The sequence below is a fragment of the Streptomyces sp. NPDC026500 genome (assembly GCF_055567635.1).
Genome location: NZ_JBVHQB010000010.1, coordinates 84,587 through 103,152 on the forward strand (window position 1 = coordinate 84,587; position 18,566 = coordinate 103,152).

General features: G+C 70.4%; 19 protein-coding genes. 11 read left to right on the plus strand and 8 right to left on the minus strand.

The genetic code is table 11. The annotated features are described in order from the left end of the window. Positions 1-20: 20 nt before the first annotated feature. From ACZ4N5_RS19775 to ACZ4N5_RS19785, 3 genes are all read right to left on the minus strand, one after another. Positions 21-689: an SH3 domain-containing protein gene (locus ACZ4N5_RS19775; protein ID WP_467758351.1), complete on the minus strand. Its 669-nt coding sequence runs from the start codon at positions 687-689 to the stop codon at positions 21-23. A 36-nt stretch (positions 690-725) separates the two neighbouring features. Continuing rightward, on the minus strand, positions 726-1,211 hold the full coding sequence (locus ACZ4N5_RS19780; protein ID WP_467758352.1) for a hypothetical protein: 486 nt from the start codon (positions 1,209-1,211) through the stop codon (positions 726-728). An 86-nt stretch (positions 1,212-1,297) separates the two neighbouring features. Next, positions 1,298-2,035 (minus strand): AfsR/SARP family transcriptional regulator, encoded by a 738-nt coding sequence (locus ACZ4N5_RS19785; protein WP_467758353.1) that lies wholly within the window; start codon positions 2,033-2,035, stop codon positions 1,298-1,300. 503 nt (positions 2,036-2,538) lie between these two features. Between ACZ4N5_RS19785 and ACZ4N5_RS19790 the strand changes: the two genes are divergently transcribed. From ACZ4N5_RS19790 to ACZ4N5_RS19800, 3 genes are all read left to right on the plus strand, one after another. Beyond that, a complete protein-coding gene (locus ACZ4N5_RS19790) occupies positions 2,539-3,066 on the plus strand; it encodes an LGFP repeat-containing protein (protein WP_467758354.1) in 528 nt (175 codons plus the stop codon). Positions 3,067-3,378: 312 nt separating this feature from the next. Next, positions 3,379-4,212: a hypothetical protein gene (locus ACZ4N5_RS19795; RefSeq protein WP_467758355.1), complete on the plus strand. Its 834-nt coding sequence runs from the start codon at positions 3,379-3,381 to the stop codon at positions 4,210-4,212. Continuing rightward, positions 4,209-4,727 carry a tetratricopeptide repeat protein gene (locus ACZ4N5_RS19800; protein ID WP_467758356.1) on the plus strand — a complete coding sequence of 173 codons (519 nt, stop codon included), beginning with the start codon at positions 4,209-4,211 and terminating at the stop codon, positions 4,725-4,727. The genes ACZ4N5_RS19795 and ACZ4N5_RS19800 overlap by 4 nt, the downstream gene beginning before the upstream one ends. 148 nt (positions 4,728-4,875) lie before the next feature. Here ACZ4N5_RS19800 and ACZ4N5_RS19805 read toward each other — a convergent pair whose 3' ends face one another. After that, entirely contained in the window at positions 4,876-5,343 is a 468-nt protein-coding gene (locus ACZ4N5_RS19805; protein WP_467758357.1) for a hypothetical protein, read from the minus strand. Positions 5,344-5,767: 424 nt separating this feature from the next. Here ACZ4N5_RS19805 and ACZ4N5_RS19810 point away from each other — a divergent pair, with 424 nt between their 5' ends. The 3 genes from ACZ4N5_RS19810 to tpg are packed head-to-tail and all read left to right on the plus strand — an operon-like array spanning position 5,768 to position 8,965. Next, on the plus strand, positions 5,768-6,154 hold the full coding sequence (locus ACZ4N5_RS19810) for a hypothetical protein (protein ID WP_467758358.1): 387 nt from the start codon (positions 5,768-5,770) through the stop codon (positions 6,152-6,154). 18 nt (positions 6,155-6,172) lie between these two features. Continuing rightward, positions 6,173-8,401: a telomere-associated protein Tap gene (gene tap / locus ACZ4N5_RS19815; protein WP_467758359.1), complete on the plus strand. Its 2,229-nt coding sequence runs from the start codon at positions 6,173-6,175 to the stop codon at positions 8,399-8,401. Positions 8,402-8,407: 6 nt separating this feature from the next. Continuing rightward, a complete protein-coding gene (gene tpg, locus ACZ4N5_RS19820; protein WP_467758360.1) occupies positions 8,408-8,965 on the plus strand; it encodes a telomere-protecting terminal protein Tpg in 558 nt (185 codons plus the stop codon). A gap of 227 nt (positions 8,966-9,192) precedes the next feature. Here tpg and ACZ4N5_RS19825 read toward each other — a convergent pair whose 3' ends face one another. Both ACZ4N5_RS19825 and ACZ4N5_RS19830 read right to left on the minus strand, forming a co-directional pair. Then, positions 9,193-9,960: a ferredoxin reductase gene (locus ACZ4N5_RS19825; RefSeq protein WP_467758361.1), complete on the minus strand. Its 768-nt coding sequence runs from the start codon at positions 9,958-9,960 to the stop codon at positions 9,193-9,195. Beyond that, entirely contained in the window at positions 9,953-10,558 is a 606-nt protein-coding gene (locus ACZ4N5_RS19830) for a sulfite oxidase-like oxidoreductase (protein WP_356785096.1), read from the minus strand. Before ACZ4N5_RS19830 ends, ACZ4N5_RS19825 begins: the two co-directional genes overlap by 8 nt. 308 nt (positions 10,559-10,866) lie before the next feature. Here ACZ4N5_RS19830 and ACZ4N5_RS19835 point away from each other — a divergent pair, with 308 nt between their 5' ends. Next, the gene (locus tag ACZ4N5_RS19835) at positions 10,867-11,637 is read left to right on the plus strand and encodes a GNAT family N-acetyltransferase (protein ID WP_467758362.1); all 771 of its coding nucleotides are present in this window, start codon (positions 10,867-10,869) and stop codon (positions 11,635-11,637) included. An 84-nt stretch (positions 11,638-11,721) separates the two neighbouring features. On the opposite strand, the gene ACZ4N5_RS19840 is transcribed toward ACZ4N5_RS19835, so the two are convergent. Then, on the minus strand, positions 11,722-12,147 hold the full coding sequence (locus ACZ4N5_RS19840) for a MarR family winged helix-turn-helix transcriptional regulator (RefSeq protein ID WP_467758539.1): 426 nt from the start codon (positions 12,145-12,147) through the stop codon (positions 11,722-11,724). Positions 12,148-12,534: 387 nt separating this feature from the next. Here ACZ4N5_RS19840 and ACZ4N5_RS19845 point away from each other — a divergent pair, with 387 nt between their 5' ends. The 4 genes from ACZ4N5_RS19845 to ACZ4N5_RS19860 all read left to right on the plus strand — a co-directional run bounded on the left by ACZ4N5_RS19845 (position 12,535) and on the right by ACZ4N5_RS19860 (position 17,128). Next, positions 12,535-13,329 (plus strand): putative protein N(5)-glutamine methyltransferase, encoded by a 795-nt coding sequence (locus tag ACZ4N5_RS19845; RefSeq protein ID WP_467758363.1) that lies wholly within the window; start codon positions 12,535-12,537, stop codon positions 13,327-13,329. A gap of 109 nt (positions 13,330-13,438) precedes the next feature. Next, the gene (locus ACZ4N5_RS19850) at positions 13,439-14,242 is read left to right on the plus strand and encodes an alpha/beta fold hydrolase (RefSeq protein ID WP_467758364.1); all 804 of its coding nucleotides are present in this window, start codon (positions 13,439-13,441) and stop codon (positions 14,240-14,242) included. 222 nt (positions 14,243-14,464) lie between these two features. Next, positions 14,465-16,480, plus strand: coding sequence for an FAD-dependent oxidoreductase (locus ACZ4N5_RS19855; protein WP_467758365.1), 2,016 nt, complete (start codon positions 14,465-14,467; stop codon positions 16,478-16,480). 102 nt (positions 16,481-16,582) lie between these two features. Beyond that, on the plus strand, positions 16,583-17,128 hold the full coding sequence (locus ACZ4N5_RS19860) for a PadR family transcriptional regulator (RefSeq protein ID WP_467758366.1): 546 nt from the start codon (positions 16,583-16,585) through the stop codon (positions 17,126-17,128). A 23-nt stretch (positions 17,129-17,151) separates the two neighbouring features. Here ACZ4N5_RS19860 and ACZ4N5_RS19865 read toward each other — a convergent pair whose 3' ends face one another. Further along, positions 17,152-18,267 (minus strand): MerR family transcriptional regulator, encoded by a 1,116-nt coding sequence (locus ACZ4N5_RS19865; protein ID WP_467758367.1) that lies wholly within the window; start codon positions 18,265-18,267, stop codon positions 17,152-17,154. Between the last annotated feature and the right edge of the window lie 299 nt (positions 18,268-18,566).

The following is an 18,566-nucleotide window of genomic DNA, read 5'->3' on the forward strand; positions in this document are numbered from 1 at the left end:
GGTCCCATGCGTCCTCCAGGTCAGCATTCACCGACGCCCGGAAGCCAGGCGGCCGGGTGGTCGATGAAGATGTTGGACACGTATCCGTCGAGTGCGGGGACGAAGGACCAGGCGTCGTTGACGTGGCCCGCGGTGCTGACCGTCTCGCCCCTCGTCTGGCACCGCACCCCCACGGACGTCGGTCCGGGCAGTACGGCGACGACCACGGCGTCGAGGCGGGGAGCCGCCCGGACATTGACGCCTGTGCCCCAGGTGACGAAACTCGTGTCCCCGCCACCGCCCCCGTCGTCCGGGGCCTCACCCAGCACGGGCAGTGTCCAGTCCTGGGGGTCGTCGCACAGGGGATCGGCCACCACCGACAGGTGGAAGTGCTTCTCGTGCGGGTTGGGCCCGTCGTAGGGCCCCCACTGCCAGTCGGTGTGGGTGGCGATCCGGCGGTTGGCTATGACGTACTTGATGCGTGGATCGCGGCTGTCCAGCAGTTGGTCCGCGACCTGTTGGATGTCCAGGCCGTGCGCCGGATCGTGGGTGAAGTCGCGCGCAGTGACGATTCCCGGCCCGTACCAGGGGTTGTGATCACTGTCGCGTGTCTGGTGGGCCGCGTCGCCGATGGCGCCGTCCGAGAGGGCGCTGCGTTCCGGGAAGCGGGCATTGATCTGACGCAGAAGGGTTTCCAGGCTGTTTGCCACCCGCCACGACATGGTGACCTCCGGTTGCGTCGCCGTTCAGTCGACGTGATATTGAACGTAGAAGTACGAGTGCTCTTCTTCGGAGTGGGCGAGTTTCGAGAGACTGCCGCCTCCCTGCTCGTCCTCACTGATCGTGACGGAGCCCAGCAGGTCGTCGGCCGAGACGTCGTCGAAGTCCCACAGGAAGACGTCCTGCGAACCTTCCACGCTGAGCTGGATCCCCAGGGGGATCTGCGCCCCGGCGCCGGCCGGGAACGTCGAGTCGCCGGAGTCGGGCCACACCCGGTGATCCGTCCCGGCGTTGGGCTCGATCGTCACGTACAGGTCGTCAGGAGACTCGTCGAGGGCGCTCTGGATCATCTGGCCCACGTCCTGATTACCGGTCAGCTGCTGGACGAGCGGGCCTCCCGGCAGGTTGTAGACCGGCTGCAGAATGCTGTCGATCACTCCGGCGATGGGCAGGTCCGTCGAGGTCGACGGACGCAGACACACGATCTCGTCGATGGTCGCGGTGGCAGTCATGGGAGTGCTCCGTTCGCTTCGAAGTTCCGCTGTCAAAACTACGGACGCGCTGTCACCCCGGCGTCACCCCGGCGTCGTCACCCGCGTCATCCGCCCCGGACCGCGACCCCGTGGCGGGTCAGCATTCCCGTGAACTGGGGGGAGGGTTCGACCCCCAATTCCTTGTGCAGCAACTGCCGGAACGAACGGTAGTGACGAACCGCCTCGTGCAGATTGCCTTCCGCGAGATGTGCCGACACGGCGGCGCGGTGCGCGCTCTCGCGCAGCGGCTCCGAGCGCACGCTCGCCCACGCCGCCTCCAGGGCCAGGGCCGGCTCGCCTTCTCGTACGAGGGCTTCGGCCAGCGCGTCGAGGGCGTGCAGGCGCAATTGGCGCAGACGCTCGCGCTCGATCCGCACCCACTCCTCGTCCCAGCCGGGAAGCAGTTCCTCATCTCTGAGCAGACCCGGCGGGAGGCGTGCGTCGAGGGCCGGACAGCAGCCCTGTACGACGCCGAGCGCCGTTTCGGCGAAGGTGTGCACATCGACACGTAGGGCGGTGGCGCACGCCAGCGAGTCGCCGGTGCACCGGATCAGCGGCTGATCACCACGCGGCAGCTTCCACAAGGTGGTGCGCAGGCTGCCCCTGGCGTGATCTTCGGTGACCTCGGGCCACAACGTCCCGGCGAGGATCGTTCGGCACACACATCTGCGCAGTCCGACGAACGCCAGTAGGCGCTGGCCGTTGCGGCACAGTTCGACGGGCTCGGCATCGCATTCCAGGCGGAATTGACCGAGCAATCGCAATTGAGGAGGGGAGGACACCACCTTGATCGCCTCGCTCACCTGGGCCCCGTTGAGCGCGTTCCGTGAAGGTCGCGTACAAAGGCCGACGGAGCATCGCGGTCAGACGGTGCAGGCCGAGAGTGTCACAGGCTCCGAGTAAGCCTCTCTCACCAATTCCAGCGGGTCCGACCGATCGCTGCAAGTCCTGGACGGTTCGGCGGACCATTGCAGCCTGAGCTGTTGAACGGTCACCACAATGATTTCCATCGGGGGACTATTACGGCCCGAAGCTGCCGGAGGGCCCCATTTGCAGGCCCATGGGCTCGGGACGAGACTTTAAGCGCGGGCAAATGAGAAGCGAGCCCTTTGCCGACAAGTGGTTCGTCGGAATTGTGGGGCGCAGGCGACTCGATCGCCGGTCATCGGAGTTGGCGACGCCGTGCTGAAATCACGGTACAAGGCGGGTCGCCGGTACGACCGTTCACGTCTCCGCCGACATGGCGGAGAACTGCCGGTCCACAGAACGCACCCGAGAACCATGGCGGAAAGCCAGGGAAGAAATCATGACAGCTGTAGATGACAAGTGGACGCAGGTTCAGTGGATCGGCGCCCCTGTCGACGCCGGTGCCGGCTCGGCCGAGGGGCCCGAACCCGACGGCCGCGGGCGGTCGCGTGACTACCAGAACGGGTCGATCTTCTGGTCGCCCCAGACCGGGGCGCACGAGGTCCACGGCGACATCCGGCTCAGCTACGCCCGACTCGGCGGGACAGGAGGGTTCCTGGGCTACCCGGTCACGGACGAGACCGGCTGCCCTGACGGCGTCGGCCGCTACAACCACTTCCAGGGTGGTTCCATCTACTGGACGCCGGCAACGGGCGCCCACGAGGTGCACGGTGCCATCGGCGGCCTGTGGGCGGGAATGGGGTGGGAACGCAGCTACCTCGGCTACCCGGTCACCGACGAGAGCGGTTCACCGCAAAGCCGTTACAACGGTTTTCAGCACGGCCGGATCAATTGGACCCCCACGGGAGGAGCCGTGGCCGACCACAGCCAGTCGTACGGCGACGACAATGTGGGAGAAGCCGTGTGAGACGGCACCACGTCCCTCGCACGGCAACGTGGTGTCCGCGTGCCGAACTGACGCGAACTCAGCCCCCTGAGCGGGCCGAACCACGATGAATCCGAACCGGCGCTCACAGCGGACGCGCAACCGCGTCGCCTCTTCCGCGGCCGGTCGTCGCGGGACGGACCTCGGTCCGACGACCTGTCACAACGGTCCTGCTACGAGGGTGAGTCCAACATGACCTGCGGACTTCGTGGCCACCGGCCGGAATTGCTCCCCCGCGGTTCCGGGCGCACTCTGGAACGAGGAGGGGCGTAGGCGGAGAGTAGGCGCGTAGCCATGCCCTCACTCAAGCATCTCGTCAGGGAGACCTTCCGCATCGCGTATTCGGGGCTGGCGCCGCGTTCGCGACGGCCCCGGCGCATCGCACTGCTCTGGTGGAGGACGTTCCGCAGTCTGAACGCGTTCCTGCTCGCTGCCGCCGCCGCGCTGGCGGCGCTCGTCGTGCTAACGGTGACACGAGGCGGCCATCCGCTGCCCGACATGTCCCTTGCCGTCTGGCTCGTTGTCGCCCTGGCGGGAATCCTGCTGGCGGCTGCGCGACGCGGCTCCCGCCCGGTCCGGATCCTTCCCTTCAAGAGCCTGGTCGGCGGGGACGGCGCCGGGCGGGCGGACGGTGTCGCGGCGGGCTTCGCCGAACTCCTGGACGGCGAGATCGAACGCATCGTGGACCTGGTCCGGCAAGAACCGTTCATGACGCCGGCCGACGTGCTCAACCCGGCCGGTAGCCGGGGCGACGTGGTCCGGCGGTCGTCGGCCCGGGTGCCCGGGGTGGCGGCCTCCGGCCTGCCGGGGGACATCAAGGTGACCGAGGTCGGAACGGTCACGCTCGGCCCGCTGAAACTGGAGGTCGGCACCCTGCTCACGTGGCTGGAGCGCGCCTTCGGCAGGACGCTCCAGGGATCACTGGTGCAGACGGGCGGGACACTGCGGGTCGTGGCCTCCCAGTCCGGGCTGCGAGGCCGTACCTGGTCGGCACAGGTGACGGTCGACAGCGACGACCGCCGGGCCGATGGGCGCCTTGCCCGGGAGTTGGCCCACCGCATCGAGATCGAGCGGCCGGGAGCCTCGGAGTCGGGTGCCGACTTCGACAGCTTCCAACGACGGAGTTGATCGAGGCTCAGGCGGCGTGTTCGGCAGGGCTGGACAGGTGTCGCGGCGCGGAAGAGGAACGGGCGCTGCGCGCCGCGCTGGTCACGGTGACGGCCCGCCTCGCGATGTTCTACGCGGAGCAGGGCATCAAGCTCGACGAGGCGCGTCTGATGGCGGACGGCGCACTGGGAAGCGCGCCGAGCATCCTGGACGCCGGCGGGCTGGCCCTGTGTGAGGACGCCCGCGGATGGGTTGCCTACCGGGAGGGCCGGGTTCGTGAAGCTGTCCGCTTCCTGGAGAACGCCGTGGAGCATTCCGGCGGCGGCGCGCGGGAATGGGCCCACCTCGCGTGTGCCCTGGAGGCACGGTCGATGTCCCGGCGTGGACACCAGGACCTCGACCGCGCGCGGGACATCTGGCAGCAGATCGTCGAGCAGTTCTCCCGCAGTTCCACCGCCGAGCAGGCCAGGCACCACCTCGACCTCTTGCCCGAGCGGCCGCACCGGCCCACGCCGCTGGCGGCCCGCGGCCTGTAGCCGCATCCGGCGGTCGCCGCGATGCACTTGAGCCGCATCAGGCGGTCGGGGGCGTCGCGATGTCAGGTGGTCGGATGTCAGGTGGTTCGGGGCGTCGGGATGCGCCTGCCCCGAACGCCGAGCCGCGGCCTGTTCGGACGCGATGTGTTCAGACGGCGTGCAGGAAGAGCTGCGGCGACCATGCCGTGCAGGAGCCGGGTCCCGGTCCGTCGAATGTGCTGGCGCAGGCCCTCACCTTGAAGTTCCAGTCCCCGTGAGAGGGCGCGCGGAATGTCGCGACCCTGTTCTGCCCCATCCGTCCCTGCCAGCTGACCCAGCCGAGCTGTGACGGATGGGTGTACAGCACCTCGTAGTAGGCGTAGCGGGGGCTGGTGTAGCCGCCGTAGTACACCTTGAGTGTGTTGGCGCATCCGTCGAAGCGGGCGCCGGCGTACGGGCTGTTCGGGTACTGGTAGCGCGCCGGACTCCCGCCGATATTGGTGCCGCCGGCGGGCGGGAACGCATCGCGTTGTGTGCACGGGGTCGTCGGGGCGGAGGCCGGGGCCTGTGTCTCCGCCGCGTTCGCCGCGCCTCCTGCGGAGACGAGCGTGATCAGTAGGACTGCGGCAGTGGCCACTGAAGTGAGTGGATGCCTCATTGCTATCACCCCTAGCAAAAGATGCTTCCAGTACCAGTGTGCGCTGCCATCACAACGGTTGCATCCAGGCGGACATTGAGGACCGGGTCATGCCCGCTGTAGCGGCACATGTCCGAACTCAACTCATTGAGCGTCAGGCGCACAGCGAGCGGCGGGTGGTGTCTCCCGGTGTGCTGCGGAGGGGCTTGCTGTTGTCGGAAAACGGGGCATGCCCGCCGTCGTCCGATCCCTCCGTGGCTACTGCGCCCTTGCGGGCGCTCGGCGCGTCGCCTCGCCCACGTCCGAAGCAATCCCGCAGTGCGCGACCGGCAACTGCAGGTACGGGCCGAGTCCTCGGCATGGCAGCGCTTCCAATGAAACAACAAAGCGTTGTTTCATTGACGACATGGGTTACGGTGGTCGGATGGCACGCGATGTTCGTCAGCAAGCCCGGGATCGCCTGGCCGCGCTCGGGGAGCCGTCCGGGGACGGTGCGTCGGCGGCGCACGCACTGCAGCACGATGTCCTGCTCGTGGCGCGGCTGTTGGCGGCCGCGGTGGACGAACGTCACGGCGGAGCACAGGAGTTCGCAGTCACCGCAGACGAGGTCGGCGCCGCTCTCAGCCTGTTCGAGGATCTGCGTCGGCAGCTCGACCGGCTGGAGACCCAGGTGGTCATCGAGGCCCGGCGCCGCGGCATGGACTGGCGGCAGATCGCCTGCCACCAGGGTCTGAACTCTTCCCAGGCAGCCTCCCAGCGCTACCAGCGGCTGATGACGCGGCTCGAAGAGATCCGCCAGGGCGTCCGGTAACAGCAGGAAGAAACGCAGATGACGCATCAGCCCGACGAGTTGTTCTCGGCCGTCGACTCACTCCTTGCCGCGGTCGACGGCGGCACCGTGCTGCCCGCTCCCACCGAGCGGGTGCGGTTGCGGGAGGCGGCCGGCCTGACCCAGGCCGCCATCGCCCAGGCGCTGGGCGTGCGCGTACCGAGCATCATCGCGTGGGAGGCGGGCCGGGCCGAACCGAAGGGGGAGCGCCTGGAGGCATACCGCAGGCTGCTCGACGGTCTCGCCCACCGCTACCCGCCGCCCGCCTCGCCTCCCGAAAGCGAGCCCGGCTTCCCGCGAAGCGCCGCCTCCCCGCAGGCCACGCCCGCACCCTCGCGCTCCGGGCCGGCGGGCACAAGTCCGCAAACCGTGCCGGTCACCGCGAAGCCCGGCGGTCCGCTGCGCTCCGGCCAGGCTGCCCGCCCAGCGAGCACCGGGACGCCGTCCCGGCGGCCGACGGCGAAGGCGGCCGGGCCCGCCCCTGCCGAGGCCGCCGACGACCTGCGGTTCGAGAACGGGCCGCTGGCGGTCATCGACGTCGAGGATGGCCAGGCGTCGGCGTACTGCGTGGGCGGTGTGGTTCTGGACGTGCCCGCGAAGTCCCTTGCGGCCCTGGTCGACTGGACCCTCGCCCAGGCACAGCTCGGGCAGCCGAAGCTGTCCGGGCCGGGCAGGGCCGCCGATCCGCTGCTCGTCCTCACCGAGGCCGCGCTGGAACGCTACGGCCTGCCCGCCGTCCTCACCGAGCAGGAGCGGCTCGCGGGGCGGCTGCCGGAGGGCCACAAGGTCATCAAGCAGCTGTCGCGTGCGGAGTGGAAGTTGACCAGGCGCGGGTTCGGGCCATGGGCGCGCATCTACCGGCCCGCGCAGGGCTCGGAGCGCTCGTGCGTGCAACTGTGCATCCCGTCCTGGCAGGCCCTCGACACCCGCCATTGGGACCAGGCGGGGCAGCTTCCGCCGGCGGAACTCGCTCACCTGCTGGGCGCATACGCGTCCCGGGTGATGACGCCCCGCGGCTCCACCGCCGTGACCGGCCTGGAGCTGATGACGGCCCTGCACCCACCGACCCGCGCCTCCGAGCCCGACGCCGACGGCAAACGGCACTCCGAACACAATCCCGGCAGTCTGGGCAAGGACCCCGTGGACTGCGCACCCTGCGAGGCTCCTGACGGACACCCGCTCCTCAAGGATCTGCCGCGCTTCCACATCCGCGGCCCCGCCGAGAAACTGTTCGAGGAGGCGTACGACTGGGCGCGGCCGCTCACCGACGCCGAATGCATGAAGCGGCATCTGGTCGGCATCGACGTGAACATGGCCTTCGCTGCCGGCGCCAACGGCCTGATCGTCGGTCTCGGAGCGCCGGCCCACGTCACGCGGCCGGTGTTCGACCCGAAGCTGCCCGGCTCGTGGCTGGTCGACCTCTCCCACGTCGACCTGTCCCGGGTGAAGGTGGGCAAGGACAAGTGGGTGGATCTGGACGGAGCGATGCTGCCCAGCCCGTTCACGCCGAAGGGCGAGCGCCCGGAGGGGCCGGCCTGGTACGCGACGCCCACCGTGGCGTACGCGGTGGAGCTCGGCTACGACGTCACGCCGGTCGAGGCATACGTGCGCTACGACAACGGCCGCTACCTGGACGGCTGGTACAACCGGCTGCGTGACGCCTACCTCGCCACCATGGCCGACCTCGGTGTGCATGCGGACCTGTCGCCGGCCGACTTCCTGGCAGCGATGGATGGCTACCGCGAGCGGGACCCGGAGCTGGCGATCGTCGTCTCGGCGATCAAGGCGACGGTCAAGGGCGGCCTGGGCAAGCTGCGCGAGCGGCCCCGGGGCGAGGGCTGGCGGCCGGGCGAGCCGTGGCGGGCCCTGTCCCGGCCCACCTGGCGGCCGGACATCCGCGCGGCGGTGATCTCCCGCACCCGGATCAACCTCCACCGGAAGATCGTCAAGCACGCGGCCTTCACCGGCGACTATCCGGTCGCGATCCTGTCCGACTGCGTCGTGTACGCGGCCGACGGCGAGAGCCCGCTGGACTTCCTGCCGTACCGGGACGGCAAGCCGCTGCCCGGCGGCTTCAAGCTCGGCATCAACCCGGGCCTGGTCAAGTGGGAGGGTACCCAGAGCGTGCTGTGGGGCGAAGGAGTCCGCGAGCAGTTCAACGCCCCGGAACTCAACCTCGCCCGGTACATCAAGGACGGCACCGTCACCGACGCCGACAACGGGGAGTAGACAGGCATGAGCGTGTTCGGGGACGGCCTGGACGCCGCGGTCCATAAGGCGTTCACCCGCCCGGTGCCCAAGAGCGCGGGCCCGCAGATGCGCTACCTGGTCAAGCAACTGGGGGGCACCAAGGCGGTCGCCCAGATGCTGCGGGTCTCCCAGCGCACCGTCGAGCGGTACGTGAAGGACCAGATCAAGAAGCCCCGTGCCGGCCTCGCCGCACGCCTGGAACGCGAGGTGAAGGCCCGGTGGCAGCCGCAGATCCGGGCGAAGGCCCGTGCGAAGGCGGCGACGACCGGAGGCATCGTCATCGACACCCGCGCCCGCCTCGGCTACACCGCCCCGATCGGATCGACGGACCAGGACCGCGTCCGGCACCTGACCGTCGCCCTCCCGCCCCGCTACGCCGCCCGCCTCTTCGACGCCCAGCAGGCCGGCGCGGGCGACCAGGAGCTGCGGGAGATCGCCGCCGAAGCGCTCAAGGAGGTGTACTTCCAGGACGGCGGCCGCCGCGCCGGGAGCCTGGAGGAGGTCCGTTTCACGGACATCGAGCACCTGGAGTTCGACCTGTAGAGGCCGTTTCCCGAACAGCCCGTGAACCCGGACCAGTTGGTCCGGGTTCGCTCGCGTATCCGCAGAGGCCTGTGCGAACGCCGACGCCCGCAGCCGTGTCGTCGGGCAGCCGGATCACGAACCGGTGCGTTCACGCACGCGACGTCGTGCCCGAGCCCGCATGCCCGGCCGGCACGGTCGTGCGCCGTTGGACCCCGTGGAACCCGGCGGGAAGCGGCAGACAGGTCCTAGCCGAACCGCTCGATCCGAATCCGGTCCACCGGCTGCCCCGCGTCCACGAGCAACCGCGAGGCGTGCTCGGCGAATCCGTTGGACCCGCAGATGTAGGCCTCCCATCCACCGGGTGGCTGCTCGCCCAGGAGGGGCGCCACATGTGCGGCGGCCATACGTCCGACGCGTACACCGTCCGGGGCCGTGCGTGTGAACACGGCCGTGGTCTCGGCGCCGTACTCCCGTGCGTAGATGAGCTCTTCGGGGCTCCGCGCGGAGACAAGAAGGCGCAGCGGTACGTCCAGGGTCCGTGCGCGGTGGTGCCGCAGCATCGACATCAGCGGTACGACACCGGAGCCGGCGCCGACGAGCAGCGCGGGCCGGTCCCCGGGCCAGGCGAAGAAGCCGCTGAGCGGACCGCGCACCTCGACCGAGTCGCCGGGGCGGGCCACGGTGTGGAACCAGCCGGAGACTTCACCGCCGTCGACATGGTCCAGGGTCAGTTCGATGTGGCCGGTGTCGTCGGGCGAGGACGCGATGGAGTAGTGGCGCTGGGCCACATACCCGTCCCCGGCGGTGAGCCGCAGCATCAGATGCTGGCCGGGCAGATGTCCCTCCCACGCGGGCACGGCGAATCGGAAGGTCGCCGCGTGGGGAGTCTCGTGGCGGATCTCGGTGAGCGTCGCGGTCTGCCAGGTGGTGGCCGTCCGGGTGCTCACGGCGATGCGGCCGGGCACGGCGAACCGTGTCGGCGGTACGAAGGTCTCGGTCGTGGTCTCAGTCACCGGAGTAGCGCTGCTCTTCCCAGGGGTTGCCGCGGGCGTGGTAGCCGTTCTGCTCCCAGAAGCCCGGCTCGTCGTGGTCGAGGATCCGGATGCCCGCGATCCACTTGGCGCTCTTCCAGAAGTACAGATGGGGCACGATCAGCCGTGCCGGGCCACCGTGTTCGGCCGGCAGCGGTGCGCCGTCGTAGTCCCACACGATCCAGGCGCGACCGCCGGTGAGGTCGGCCAGCGGGAGGTTCGCGCTGTACCCGGTGTGCGCGTACGCGACCGCGTGGGTGGCCGCCGGGTCCGGTCGTACGGCCTCCAGGAACGCGTCCAGCGACACACCCCCGAACCGCACCCCGAACTTCGACCAGCTCGTCACGCAGTGGATGTCGCCCTCGTAGGCCGAGGCGGGCAGCGCGTGCGCCTGCTCCCAGTCCCATGTGCGCGGCTCGGCCACCAGGCCGTCGATCCGCAGGGTCCAGTCGGCGGGCGCCAGGTCCGGGGTGACCTCGGCGGACAGGACGGGCCAGTCGTCGCCTGCGTCGTACTGGCCGGGCGGCAGTCCGGAGTTGTGGGCGCGCGGGCGCCCGGTGAAGCCTCGCGTGACGTTCATACGGGTGGTGCCTCCAGGACCGCCGGGGGCGGCGGCCCGCGGATCGAACGTGATCGGCGCGAACCCGCGGGTCGGTGACCCGGGCACGCACCGGTGCTTAACCATTCAACGGTACGCGCAAGGGGACCGTGCTCCGAGCCGGTGAGGGGCGCTGATCATTGCGGACGTATGAACTCTCCCGGCGCCCGGGAATAGCCGTGCCCCGATCTTCCTTGCTGCTGGAGTCGAGTCGGATGGCCCGTACATGTACAACCGGTGAGCGGGGCCGCGACGACCGGTGACGACAGCGAAGCAGAGTGAGGGAGCAGATGGCCGAGGCGTATGGCTTCACAGGGTCCGGGGGTCCGGAGGAAGAGGGGAACCCTCCCGGCCGCCACCCCCTCGACAACCCGGCCCTCGGCTCCCTCACCGGGCCCCACGCCCACTTCGCCGAACGGCGCGGGAGCGTGCTGCGCTACCCCGTGGACGTGTCTCCGTGGCTGGCGCTGCCCGACGACCCCGACGCCGGTGACTGGGCGGATCTCGCCGCCCTGGTGGGCCCGGGGGGCGAAGCACCGCTGGCCGGATTCGGCGGGCGGACCCCGGACGGCTGGGAGGTGATCTTCAGCCTCGACGGCGTCCAGCTCGTGGACGACGGACTCGCCGCGGCACCGGACGCCGAGGCCGTGGTGCTCGGCCCCGCGGACGTGCCGGACATGCTCGACCTGGTGGAACGGACCCGGCCCGGCCCCTTCCTGTCGCGCACCGTCGAGCTCGGCACGTATCTGGGGATCCGCCGGAACGGCGCCCTGATCGCCATGGCGGGCGAGCGGCTCCATCCGCCGGGCTGGACCGAGATCAGCGCGGTCTGCACCGACCCCGACCACCGGGGCGAGGGCCTGGCCACGCGCCTGATCCTGGCCGTCGCGCACGGCATCCGTGAACGTGGTGAGACCCCGTTCCTGCACACCGCGGCGAGCAACACGAGCGCCGTCCGCCTCTATGAGTCGCTGGGCTTCCGGCTGCGTCGCAGGACCCGCTTCATGGCCGCGCGCGTGCCCGAGCACCTGGGCGACGGCCGGACCGTGAGCGTGGGATGACATCGCGCGCCGCGATGGGACGCCATCGGGCCGCCGCGGGATGACACCTCGCCGCTGAGCCGTAGAGGGCCGCGGGGATGTCGTTCAGTCCTTCGGTGGCTTCGCTTCCGGCTTCTCCGAGGTGGTGGCGGTGGCCGTGGCGTTGTAGCGCAGCAGATACGAGGCGAAGCGGGCGAGGTCTTCGTCCGACCAGCCCGTGAGCCGCTCGCGGAACGCCACCCGGCGGCTGCGGGTCACCTGGGCCAGGATCTCCGTGCCCGCCGCTGTCAGATGCAGCACCTGGACGCGGTGGTCCTCGGGATCCATCCGCCGTTCGATCAGCCCGGCGCGCTCCAGCGCCGTCACCTGGCGGCTCACCGTGGACTTGTCCAGCGCGTAGTGCGCGGCGAGATCCGTGGCCCGGCAGCCGTCGACCTCCTCCAGATGACCGAGGAGGGTGTACGAGACCAGGGACAGCTCGGGATGCATGCGCCCCGCCGAGGCGCGGGCCCGCCGGGCGAACACGGTCATCTCCCGCTGGATGATCTCCACGGCCGCGTCGGCCGTCACCCCGTCGGGCGGTGTCCCGGTGGTGACGGCGCACTCTCCGGACCCCTCGGATGTCATCACGGGACCTCTCTTTCCTCCCTGGTTGCATAGTACAACTCGGCCGGGGCGGGGAGAGGGTTGCGCAGGTCAACCAAAGGGGATTCGATGGTCGCAGGCCCACGCCCGTCGACTGATCGTTCCTGTAAAGTGGCCGTTCCGGCCCTGGACCGTCTCGGCCGATGAGTTGCCGAGGAGGTGAGACCCATTACCGCTGTGTCAGTTCGGGTGCTCTCCTCTGCGAACAACGTGGTCGCCGTCTCCAGGTGACCGTGGGAGCGCCCTTCGGCTCGTCGAAAGGCTCTCGGCTTCATGCCTCCTCTCTCTCCTGATGTTCCTGACGCGGCAGACCCCTTGGTCGCCGCGCTCCGCTCCGCCGGCTGTGTCTTCGCCGAGGAAGAGGCGGAGTTGATCCTCTCCGCCGCCCGCACCCCGGACGAGGCCGCCGCGATGGTGGACCGTCGCGTCGCGGGACTGCCCCTCGAACACGTCCTCGGCTGGGCGGAGTTCCACGGTCTGCGCATCACCCTCGACCCCGGCGTCTTCGTGCCGCGCCGCCGCACCGAGTTCCTCGTCGAGCAGGCCGTTGCGCTCGCCCGCGAAGCGTCCGTCGTGGTGGACCTGTGCTGCGGCTCGGGCGCGGTCGGCGCCGCGCTGGCCGCGTCCCTCGGCGGGCCCGAACTGCACGCCGCCGACATCGACCCGGCCGCGGTTCGCTGCGCCCGCCGCAATGTCGCGCCGTTCGCCGGCCAGGTCCACGAGGGGGACCTCTTCGCCGCGCTGCCCGTCACCCTGCGCGGCCGCGTCGACGTCCTGGCCGCCAACGTGCCCTACGTGCCGACCGACGAGGTCGGCCTGCTGCCCTCGGAGGCCCGGGACCACGAACCCCTGGTCGCCCTCGACGGCGGCGCGGACGGACTCGACCTCGTGCGCCGGGTCGCCGCCGAGGCGCCGCGCTGGCTGGCCCGCGGAGGCGTCCTGCTCGTCGAGACGAGCGAGCGCCAGGCGTCCACGGCCGTCGAGGCCTTCGCCCGCGGCGGACTGATCGCGCGGCTGGCCGTCTCGGAGGAGAGGTACGCCAACGTGGTGATCGGCGTGAAGCCCTGACCGGGCGGGCCGACGCGGGCGACATGCCGCGTTCGGGCCCTGATCGGCCGATTGTCCCGCCCGGCGCGCCACACTCTGGCTGACCGCAGTTGCCAGAGGGAGGCCGACCGTGAGCAGTGCCCCCGAGAAGTTCGACGCATGGGACATCAAGGAGTCGGGGCCCGCCGACGCGAGCACCAGGGTGCTGCTGCTGCCCGGCGGGATGTGCAGTACCGCGTTCTACGACGACCTGATGGCCGCACCGCCGCTCGCCACCGCGCCGGTGCGGCTGGTGGCGGCGACCCTTCCGGGGCACGCGGGCACCACGCCTCCGCACGATCTCTCCATGGAGAACTACGCGGCGCTGGCGGGATCCCTGGCCGCCGAGCGGGGCTGTGACGTCGTCGTCGGGCACAGCATCGGTGCCAATGTCGCCCTGGAGATGGCGGCCGGCGGGCACTTCGCCGGCCCCGTCGTGCTGCTCTCCCCGGCCTTCTCGGCATCCGACGAGGACAAGGCCCTGGCGATCGCCAACAGCCTCGGGCGGGTGCCGGGCGTCGGGATGCTGGCTTGGGCGGGCCTGCTCAAGCTGACGCCCCGGGTCATGGTGAGCAATCTGCCACCGGCCCGCCGCGAAGCGCTGACCGCCGAGTTCGAGAAGAACGATCCGGCGTTCTGCCGCCAGGTGATCCGGCACTACTTCGACTATCTGGACCGGTACCAGGCACTGGTCTCCCGGCTCCGTGACTCGGGTGTGCCCGCCTGGGTGGTACGGGGGGACCACGACGACGTCGGTCTGTCGGCGGAGGAGAGGGCCGGGCTCGAGGCCAGCGCCAACGTGACGATGGTCTCGGTCCCCGACGCGGGCCATCTGGTGATGGTCGACCAGCCCGCGGTTGTGGCCGAACTCGTGGCCCAGGTGGCTCTCGACTGAACCTTGCTCCGGCCCTGCGCCGAGCCCTGCTCCGGCCCCGTGTGGACCTTGTTCCGGCGTTGCGCGGAGCCGTGCCTCCGGCCCTGCGCCGAGGCTTCCTCCGGCCCGCGCCGAGTGATCCTCAGTCTCCGTGCCGAGTGATCCTCCTCATTGTGCAACTAGTTGCACAATGCCTGGCCCGTCGTCTAAAACAGACGTACGACACCGCGCACGGAGGGCCCGATGAGCCGTTACCCGCATCTGCTGAACCCGCTCGACCTGGGCTTCACAACCCTGCCCAACCGCGTGCTCATGGGCTCCATGCACGTGGGCCTGGAGGAGGCCGAGCGCGGCTTCGAGCGCATGGCGGAGTTCTACGCCGCCCGCGCACGAGGCGGCGTCGGCCTGATCGTCACCGGTGGCATCGCGCCCAACGACGCCGGACGGCCGTACGAGGGCGGCGCGAAGCTGACCACCGAGGCCGAGGCCGAGCAGCACGCCGGCATCACCGCCGCGGTGCACCGCGAGGGCGGCAGGATCGCGATGCAGATCCTGCACTTCGGCCGCTACGCCTACCACCAGGACCTGGTCGCCCCCAGCGCGCTGCAGGCCCCGATCAGCCCCTTCCCGCCGCACGCGCTCAGCGACGCCGAGGTCGAGCAGACCATCGACGACTACGCGCGCGCCGCCCGGCTCGCCCGGCAGGCGGGCTACGACGGTGTCGAGATCATGGGCTCCGAGGGCTACCTCATCAACGAGTTCATCGCCCTGCAGACCAACCAGCGCGACGACCGCTGGGGCGGCTCGTACGAGAACCGGATGCGCTTCCCCGTCGAGATCGTCCGGCGTGTACGCGAGGCCGTCGGCGACGACTTCATCATCATCTACCGCCTGTCGATGCTCGACCTGGTCCCCGGCGGCTCCTCGCTCGACGAGGTCATCACGCTCGCACGGGCCGTCGAGGCCGCCGGAGCGACGATCATCAACACCGGCATCGGCTGGCACGAGGCCCGTATCCCCACGATCGCGACCTCGGTGCCGCGCGGCGCGTACGCCTGGGTGACGAAGAAGGTCATGGGCTCCGTCTCGATCCCGCTGGTGACCACCAACCGCATCAACACCCCGGAGATCGCCGAGCAGTTGCTCGCCGACGGCCACGCGGACATGGTCTCGCTCGCCCGGCCGATGCTCGCCGACCCCGACTTCGTCGCCAAGGCCGAGGCCGGACGCCCGGAGGCCATCAACACCTGCATCGGGTGCAACCAGGCCTGCCTCGACCACACCTTCAGCGGCAAGATCACCTCCTGTCTGGTCAATCCGCGCGCCTGCCACGAGACGGAGCTGGTCCTCGCGCCGACCCGGCTGCGCAAGACCGTCGCCGTCGTGGGCGCCGGGCCCGCCGGACTCGCCTGCGCCGTCAGCGCCGCCGAACGCGGCCACGACGTCACCCTCTTCGACGCCGCGGGCGACATAGGCGGCCAGCTCAACGTGGCCCGCAAGGTCCCCGGCAAGCAGGAGTTCGACGAGACGATCCGCTACTTCCGTACGCAGCTCGAACTGCACGGCGTGGACGTCCGGTTGAACACCCGGGCCACCGTGGACACCCTGGAGGCGTACGACGAGGTCGTCGTCGCCACCGGCGTCAGCCCGCGCACCCCGGAGATCCCGGGCGTCGACCACCCGAGCGTCGTCGGCTACCTGGACGTGCTGCGCGACGGAGCGCCGGTCGGCGACCGCGTCGCCGTCCTCGGCGCCGGCGGCATCGGCTTCGACGTCGCCGAATTCCTCACCGACAGCGGTGACAAGGCGAGCGAGGACCCGGAGACGTACTTCCGCAACTGGGGCGTCGACATGGACTACCGGACGCCCGGCGGTCTCGGCGCACCCGAACGGCCCGCCCCGCCGCGCACCGTGCACCTCCTCCAGCGCAAGGCGTCCAAGGTCGGAGCCGGACTCGGCAAGACCACCGGCTGGATCCACCGCACCGAGCTCAAGCACCGTGGCGTCACCATGGTTCCGGGCGTCCAGTACGACCGGATCGACGACGCCGGACTGCACGTCACCGTCGACGGGCACAGCCAGGTCCTGGAGGTCGACACGATCGTGCTGTGCACCGGCCAGGAACCGCGCCGCGACCTGTACGACGCGCTGCGCGCCACCGGCCGGGGCGTCCACCTGATCGGCGGCGCCGACGTGGCCGCCGAGCTGGACGCCAAGCGGGCCATCAAGCAGGGCACCGAACTGGCGGCGGCGCTCTAGCTAGGACACCGAAAGAAACGAACCGCGGCAGCGCTGTCACGGTGTCCGGCCGACCACGGCCGGGCACCGGGCAGCGCCCGCGGCCCTCCCTAGGATGACCCCATGTCACTCCCGCACGCGATCCTCACCGCCCTGCTCGAGAAGCCCTCGTCGGGCCTCGAACTGACCCGGCGGTTCGACAAGTCGATCGGCTACTTCTGGTCGGCGACGCATCAGCAGATCTATCGCGAGCTGGGAAAACTGGAGGCCGAGGGGTACATCCGGGCACTTCCTCCGGAGCAGCATTCCCGGGGTCAGAAGAAGAGTTACGAAGTCCTGTCCGCGGGCCGCGCCGAACTCGCGCGCTGGACCGCCGCCTCGCAGGACCCGAAGCCGCTGCGCGACACCATGCTGTTGCGCCTGCGCGCCGCGGCCGTCGTCGGCACGGACGGCGTCGAGGCGGACCTTCGCCGTCATCTCGACCTGCACCGGCGCCAGTTGGCCGAGTACGAGGAGATCCAGGACCGGGACTTCCCGCCGGAGAAGAGCACTCCCGAAGACCGTCTGCGGCACCTCGTACTGCGGGCCGGCATCGATCTGGAGACCTTCTGGACCCAGTGGCTGACGCACGCCCTGGCGGAGTTCGAAAGCATGCCGGGGCGCGACTAGGGTCCGTACTCGCGCACGATGGTTCAGGCCACGAGCAGGCGGAGGCCGAGCTCTGCCGCGTCGAGGGCGACGAGGTCGCGGTTGCGCTCGGCCCACCGGCCTGAGGAAAGGTCGTCGCGCAGTCTGCCCACCGCCCTCTGCTCGGCCTTCGGCCCGACTCTGGTCCATACCGACACCGCGCGGCGCACATGTTCGTCCAGGTACGCCTCGGGCCGGCGCCAGTAGGCCTCGAAGAAGCCGTCGGCGCAGTCCCACGGGATGAGCACCGGCTCCGCACGGCCCCCGATCGCGCGGGTCAGGTCGGCCAGTGAAGGCCAGTCGACGAGAAGGTCGGCGAATTCAGGCAGGTAATCGCGAGTGAGCCAGAACCGCTCACGCCGGCCGGCATCACTGGCGTCGTACGTGAACACCACCACGCGGCGGGCCACGCGCCGCATCTCGCGCAGACCCGCGATCGGGTCCTGCCAGTGATGAACGGTGCTGAAGGCCATCGCGGCGTCGAAGGACTGGTCCTCGAACGGGAGGCTCTCCGCAGTGGCGGCCACGCACGGCGCCGCGCCCGCGGGACGCTGCGCCCGCATGACCGCCGATGGTTCCACCGCGGTGACGTCGCGGTCCGGGGGCTCGTAGGAGCCGGTGCCGGCCCCGACGTTCAGTACCGTCCGTGCGTCCCCGAGCGCGTCCCAGACCCTCGCGGCGATCCGCGGCTCGGTCCGCCGCGTCGCCGGGTACGCGGACCCGATGGCGTCGTACAACTGGGCGCCGAACGCTTTCAGTTGTTCCTCCGGCGTCGTCCTGATCCCCATGGCCCGCGCCTCCAGTTCCCTGTCTATGGCCGTCACCGTGGCAGCAGCGCGGTCGCGCTGTTCCAGCAGCAGGCCGCGTAGCCGGCGCAGGTGCGCGACCGCGTCGGTGGCCGGGTCGTCGACCAGATCCGCGATCTCGCGCAGTCCGAAGCCCAGCCGCCGGTAGGCGAGCACCTCCCGCAGTCGCTCCACGTCGCCCGCCGAGTAGGCGCGGTACCCGGCCGAGGTTCGGGCGGACGGCCGCACGAGGCCGATCCCGTCATAGTGATGCAGCGTGCGGACGCTCACGCCGGCCAGTTCGGCCACACGTCCCACGGTCAGGTGCTCCTCCATGCCACCGACTGTGCGGCATGACGCCACGTGAGGGTCAAGCACCTCGCTCCTGGCAGCGCGCGTGACTGCCCATGACCAGGCGCCGCATCGCCCGCAGAAGTCGGCGGCTCGGCCGACCTGCCTGCTGGGACCCGTCAGGCCGATCACCTGGCCGGTAGTGCTCCGGTACGGCGAGGACCAGCGTGAGCAACGAAACGGGCCAGCACCGACAGCGGCCCTTCATACGGGCATACGGGTCACCCAACATGCTCCTGATCGGCGCTGACGGGGATGCCTGACGAAGCACGACTGGGCGGCCG

Bases quoted from the DNA above. Each gene is read 5' to 3' on its own strand.
- ACZ4N5_RS19780 (WP_467758352.1), bottom strand. From the start codon at position 1,211: ATGACTGCCACCGCGACCATCGACGAGATCGTGTGTCTGCGTCCGTCG.
- ACZ4N5_RS19790 (WP_467758354.1), top strand. From the start codon at position 2,539: ATGACAGCTGTAGATGACAAGTGGACGCAGGTTCAGTGGATCGGCGCC.
- ACZ4N5_RS19795 (WP_467758355.1), top strand. From the start codon at position 3,379: ATGCCCTCACTCAAGCATCTCGTCAGGGAGACCTTCCGCATCGCGTAT.
- ACZ4N5_RS19810 (WP_467758358.1), top strand. From the start codon at position 5,768: ATGGCACGCGATGTTCGTCAGCAAGCCCGGGATCGCCTGGCCGCGCTC.
- tap (WP_467758359.1), top strand. From the start codon at position 6,173: ATGACGCATCAGCCCGACGAGTTGTTCTCGGCCGTCGACTCACTCCTT.
- tpg (WP_467758360.1), top strand. From the start codon at position 8,408: ATGAGCGTGTTCGGGGACGGCCTGGACGCCGCGGTCCATAAGGCGTTC.
- ACZ4N5_RS19830 (WP_356785096.1), bottom strand. From the start codon at position 10,558: ATGAACGTCACGCGAGGCTTCACCGGGCGCCCGCGCGCCCACAACTCC.
- ACZ4N5_RS19835 (WP_467758362.1), top strand. From the start codon at position 10,867: ATGGCCGAGGCGTATGGCTTCACAGGGTCCGGGGGTCCGGAGGAAGAG.
- ACZ4N5_RS19840 (WP_467758539.1), bottom strand. From the start codon at position 12,147: ATGACCGTGTTCGCCCGGCGGGCCCGCGCCTCGGCGGGGCGCATGCAT.
- ACZ4N5_RS19845 (WP_467758363.1), top strand. From the start codon at position 12,535: ATGCCTCCTCTCTCTCCTGATGTTCCTGACGCGGCAGACCCCTTGGTC.
- ACZ4N5_RS19855 (WP_467758365.1), top strand. From the start codon at position 14,465: ATGAGCCGTTACCCGCATCTGCTGAACCCGCTCGACCTGGGCTTCACA.
- ACZ4N5_RS19860 (WP_467758366.1), top strand. From the start codon at position 16,583: ATGTCACTCCCGCACGCGATCCTCACCGCCCTGCTCGAGAAGCCCTCG.
- ACZ4N5_RS19865 (WP_467758367.1), bottom strand. From the start codon at position 18,267: ATGGAGGAGCACCTGACCGTGGGACGTGTGGCCGAACTGGCCGGCGTG.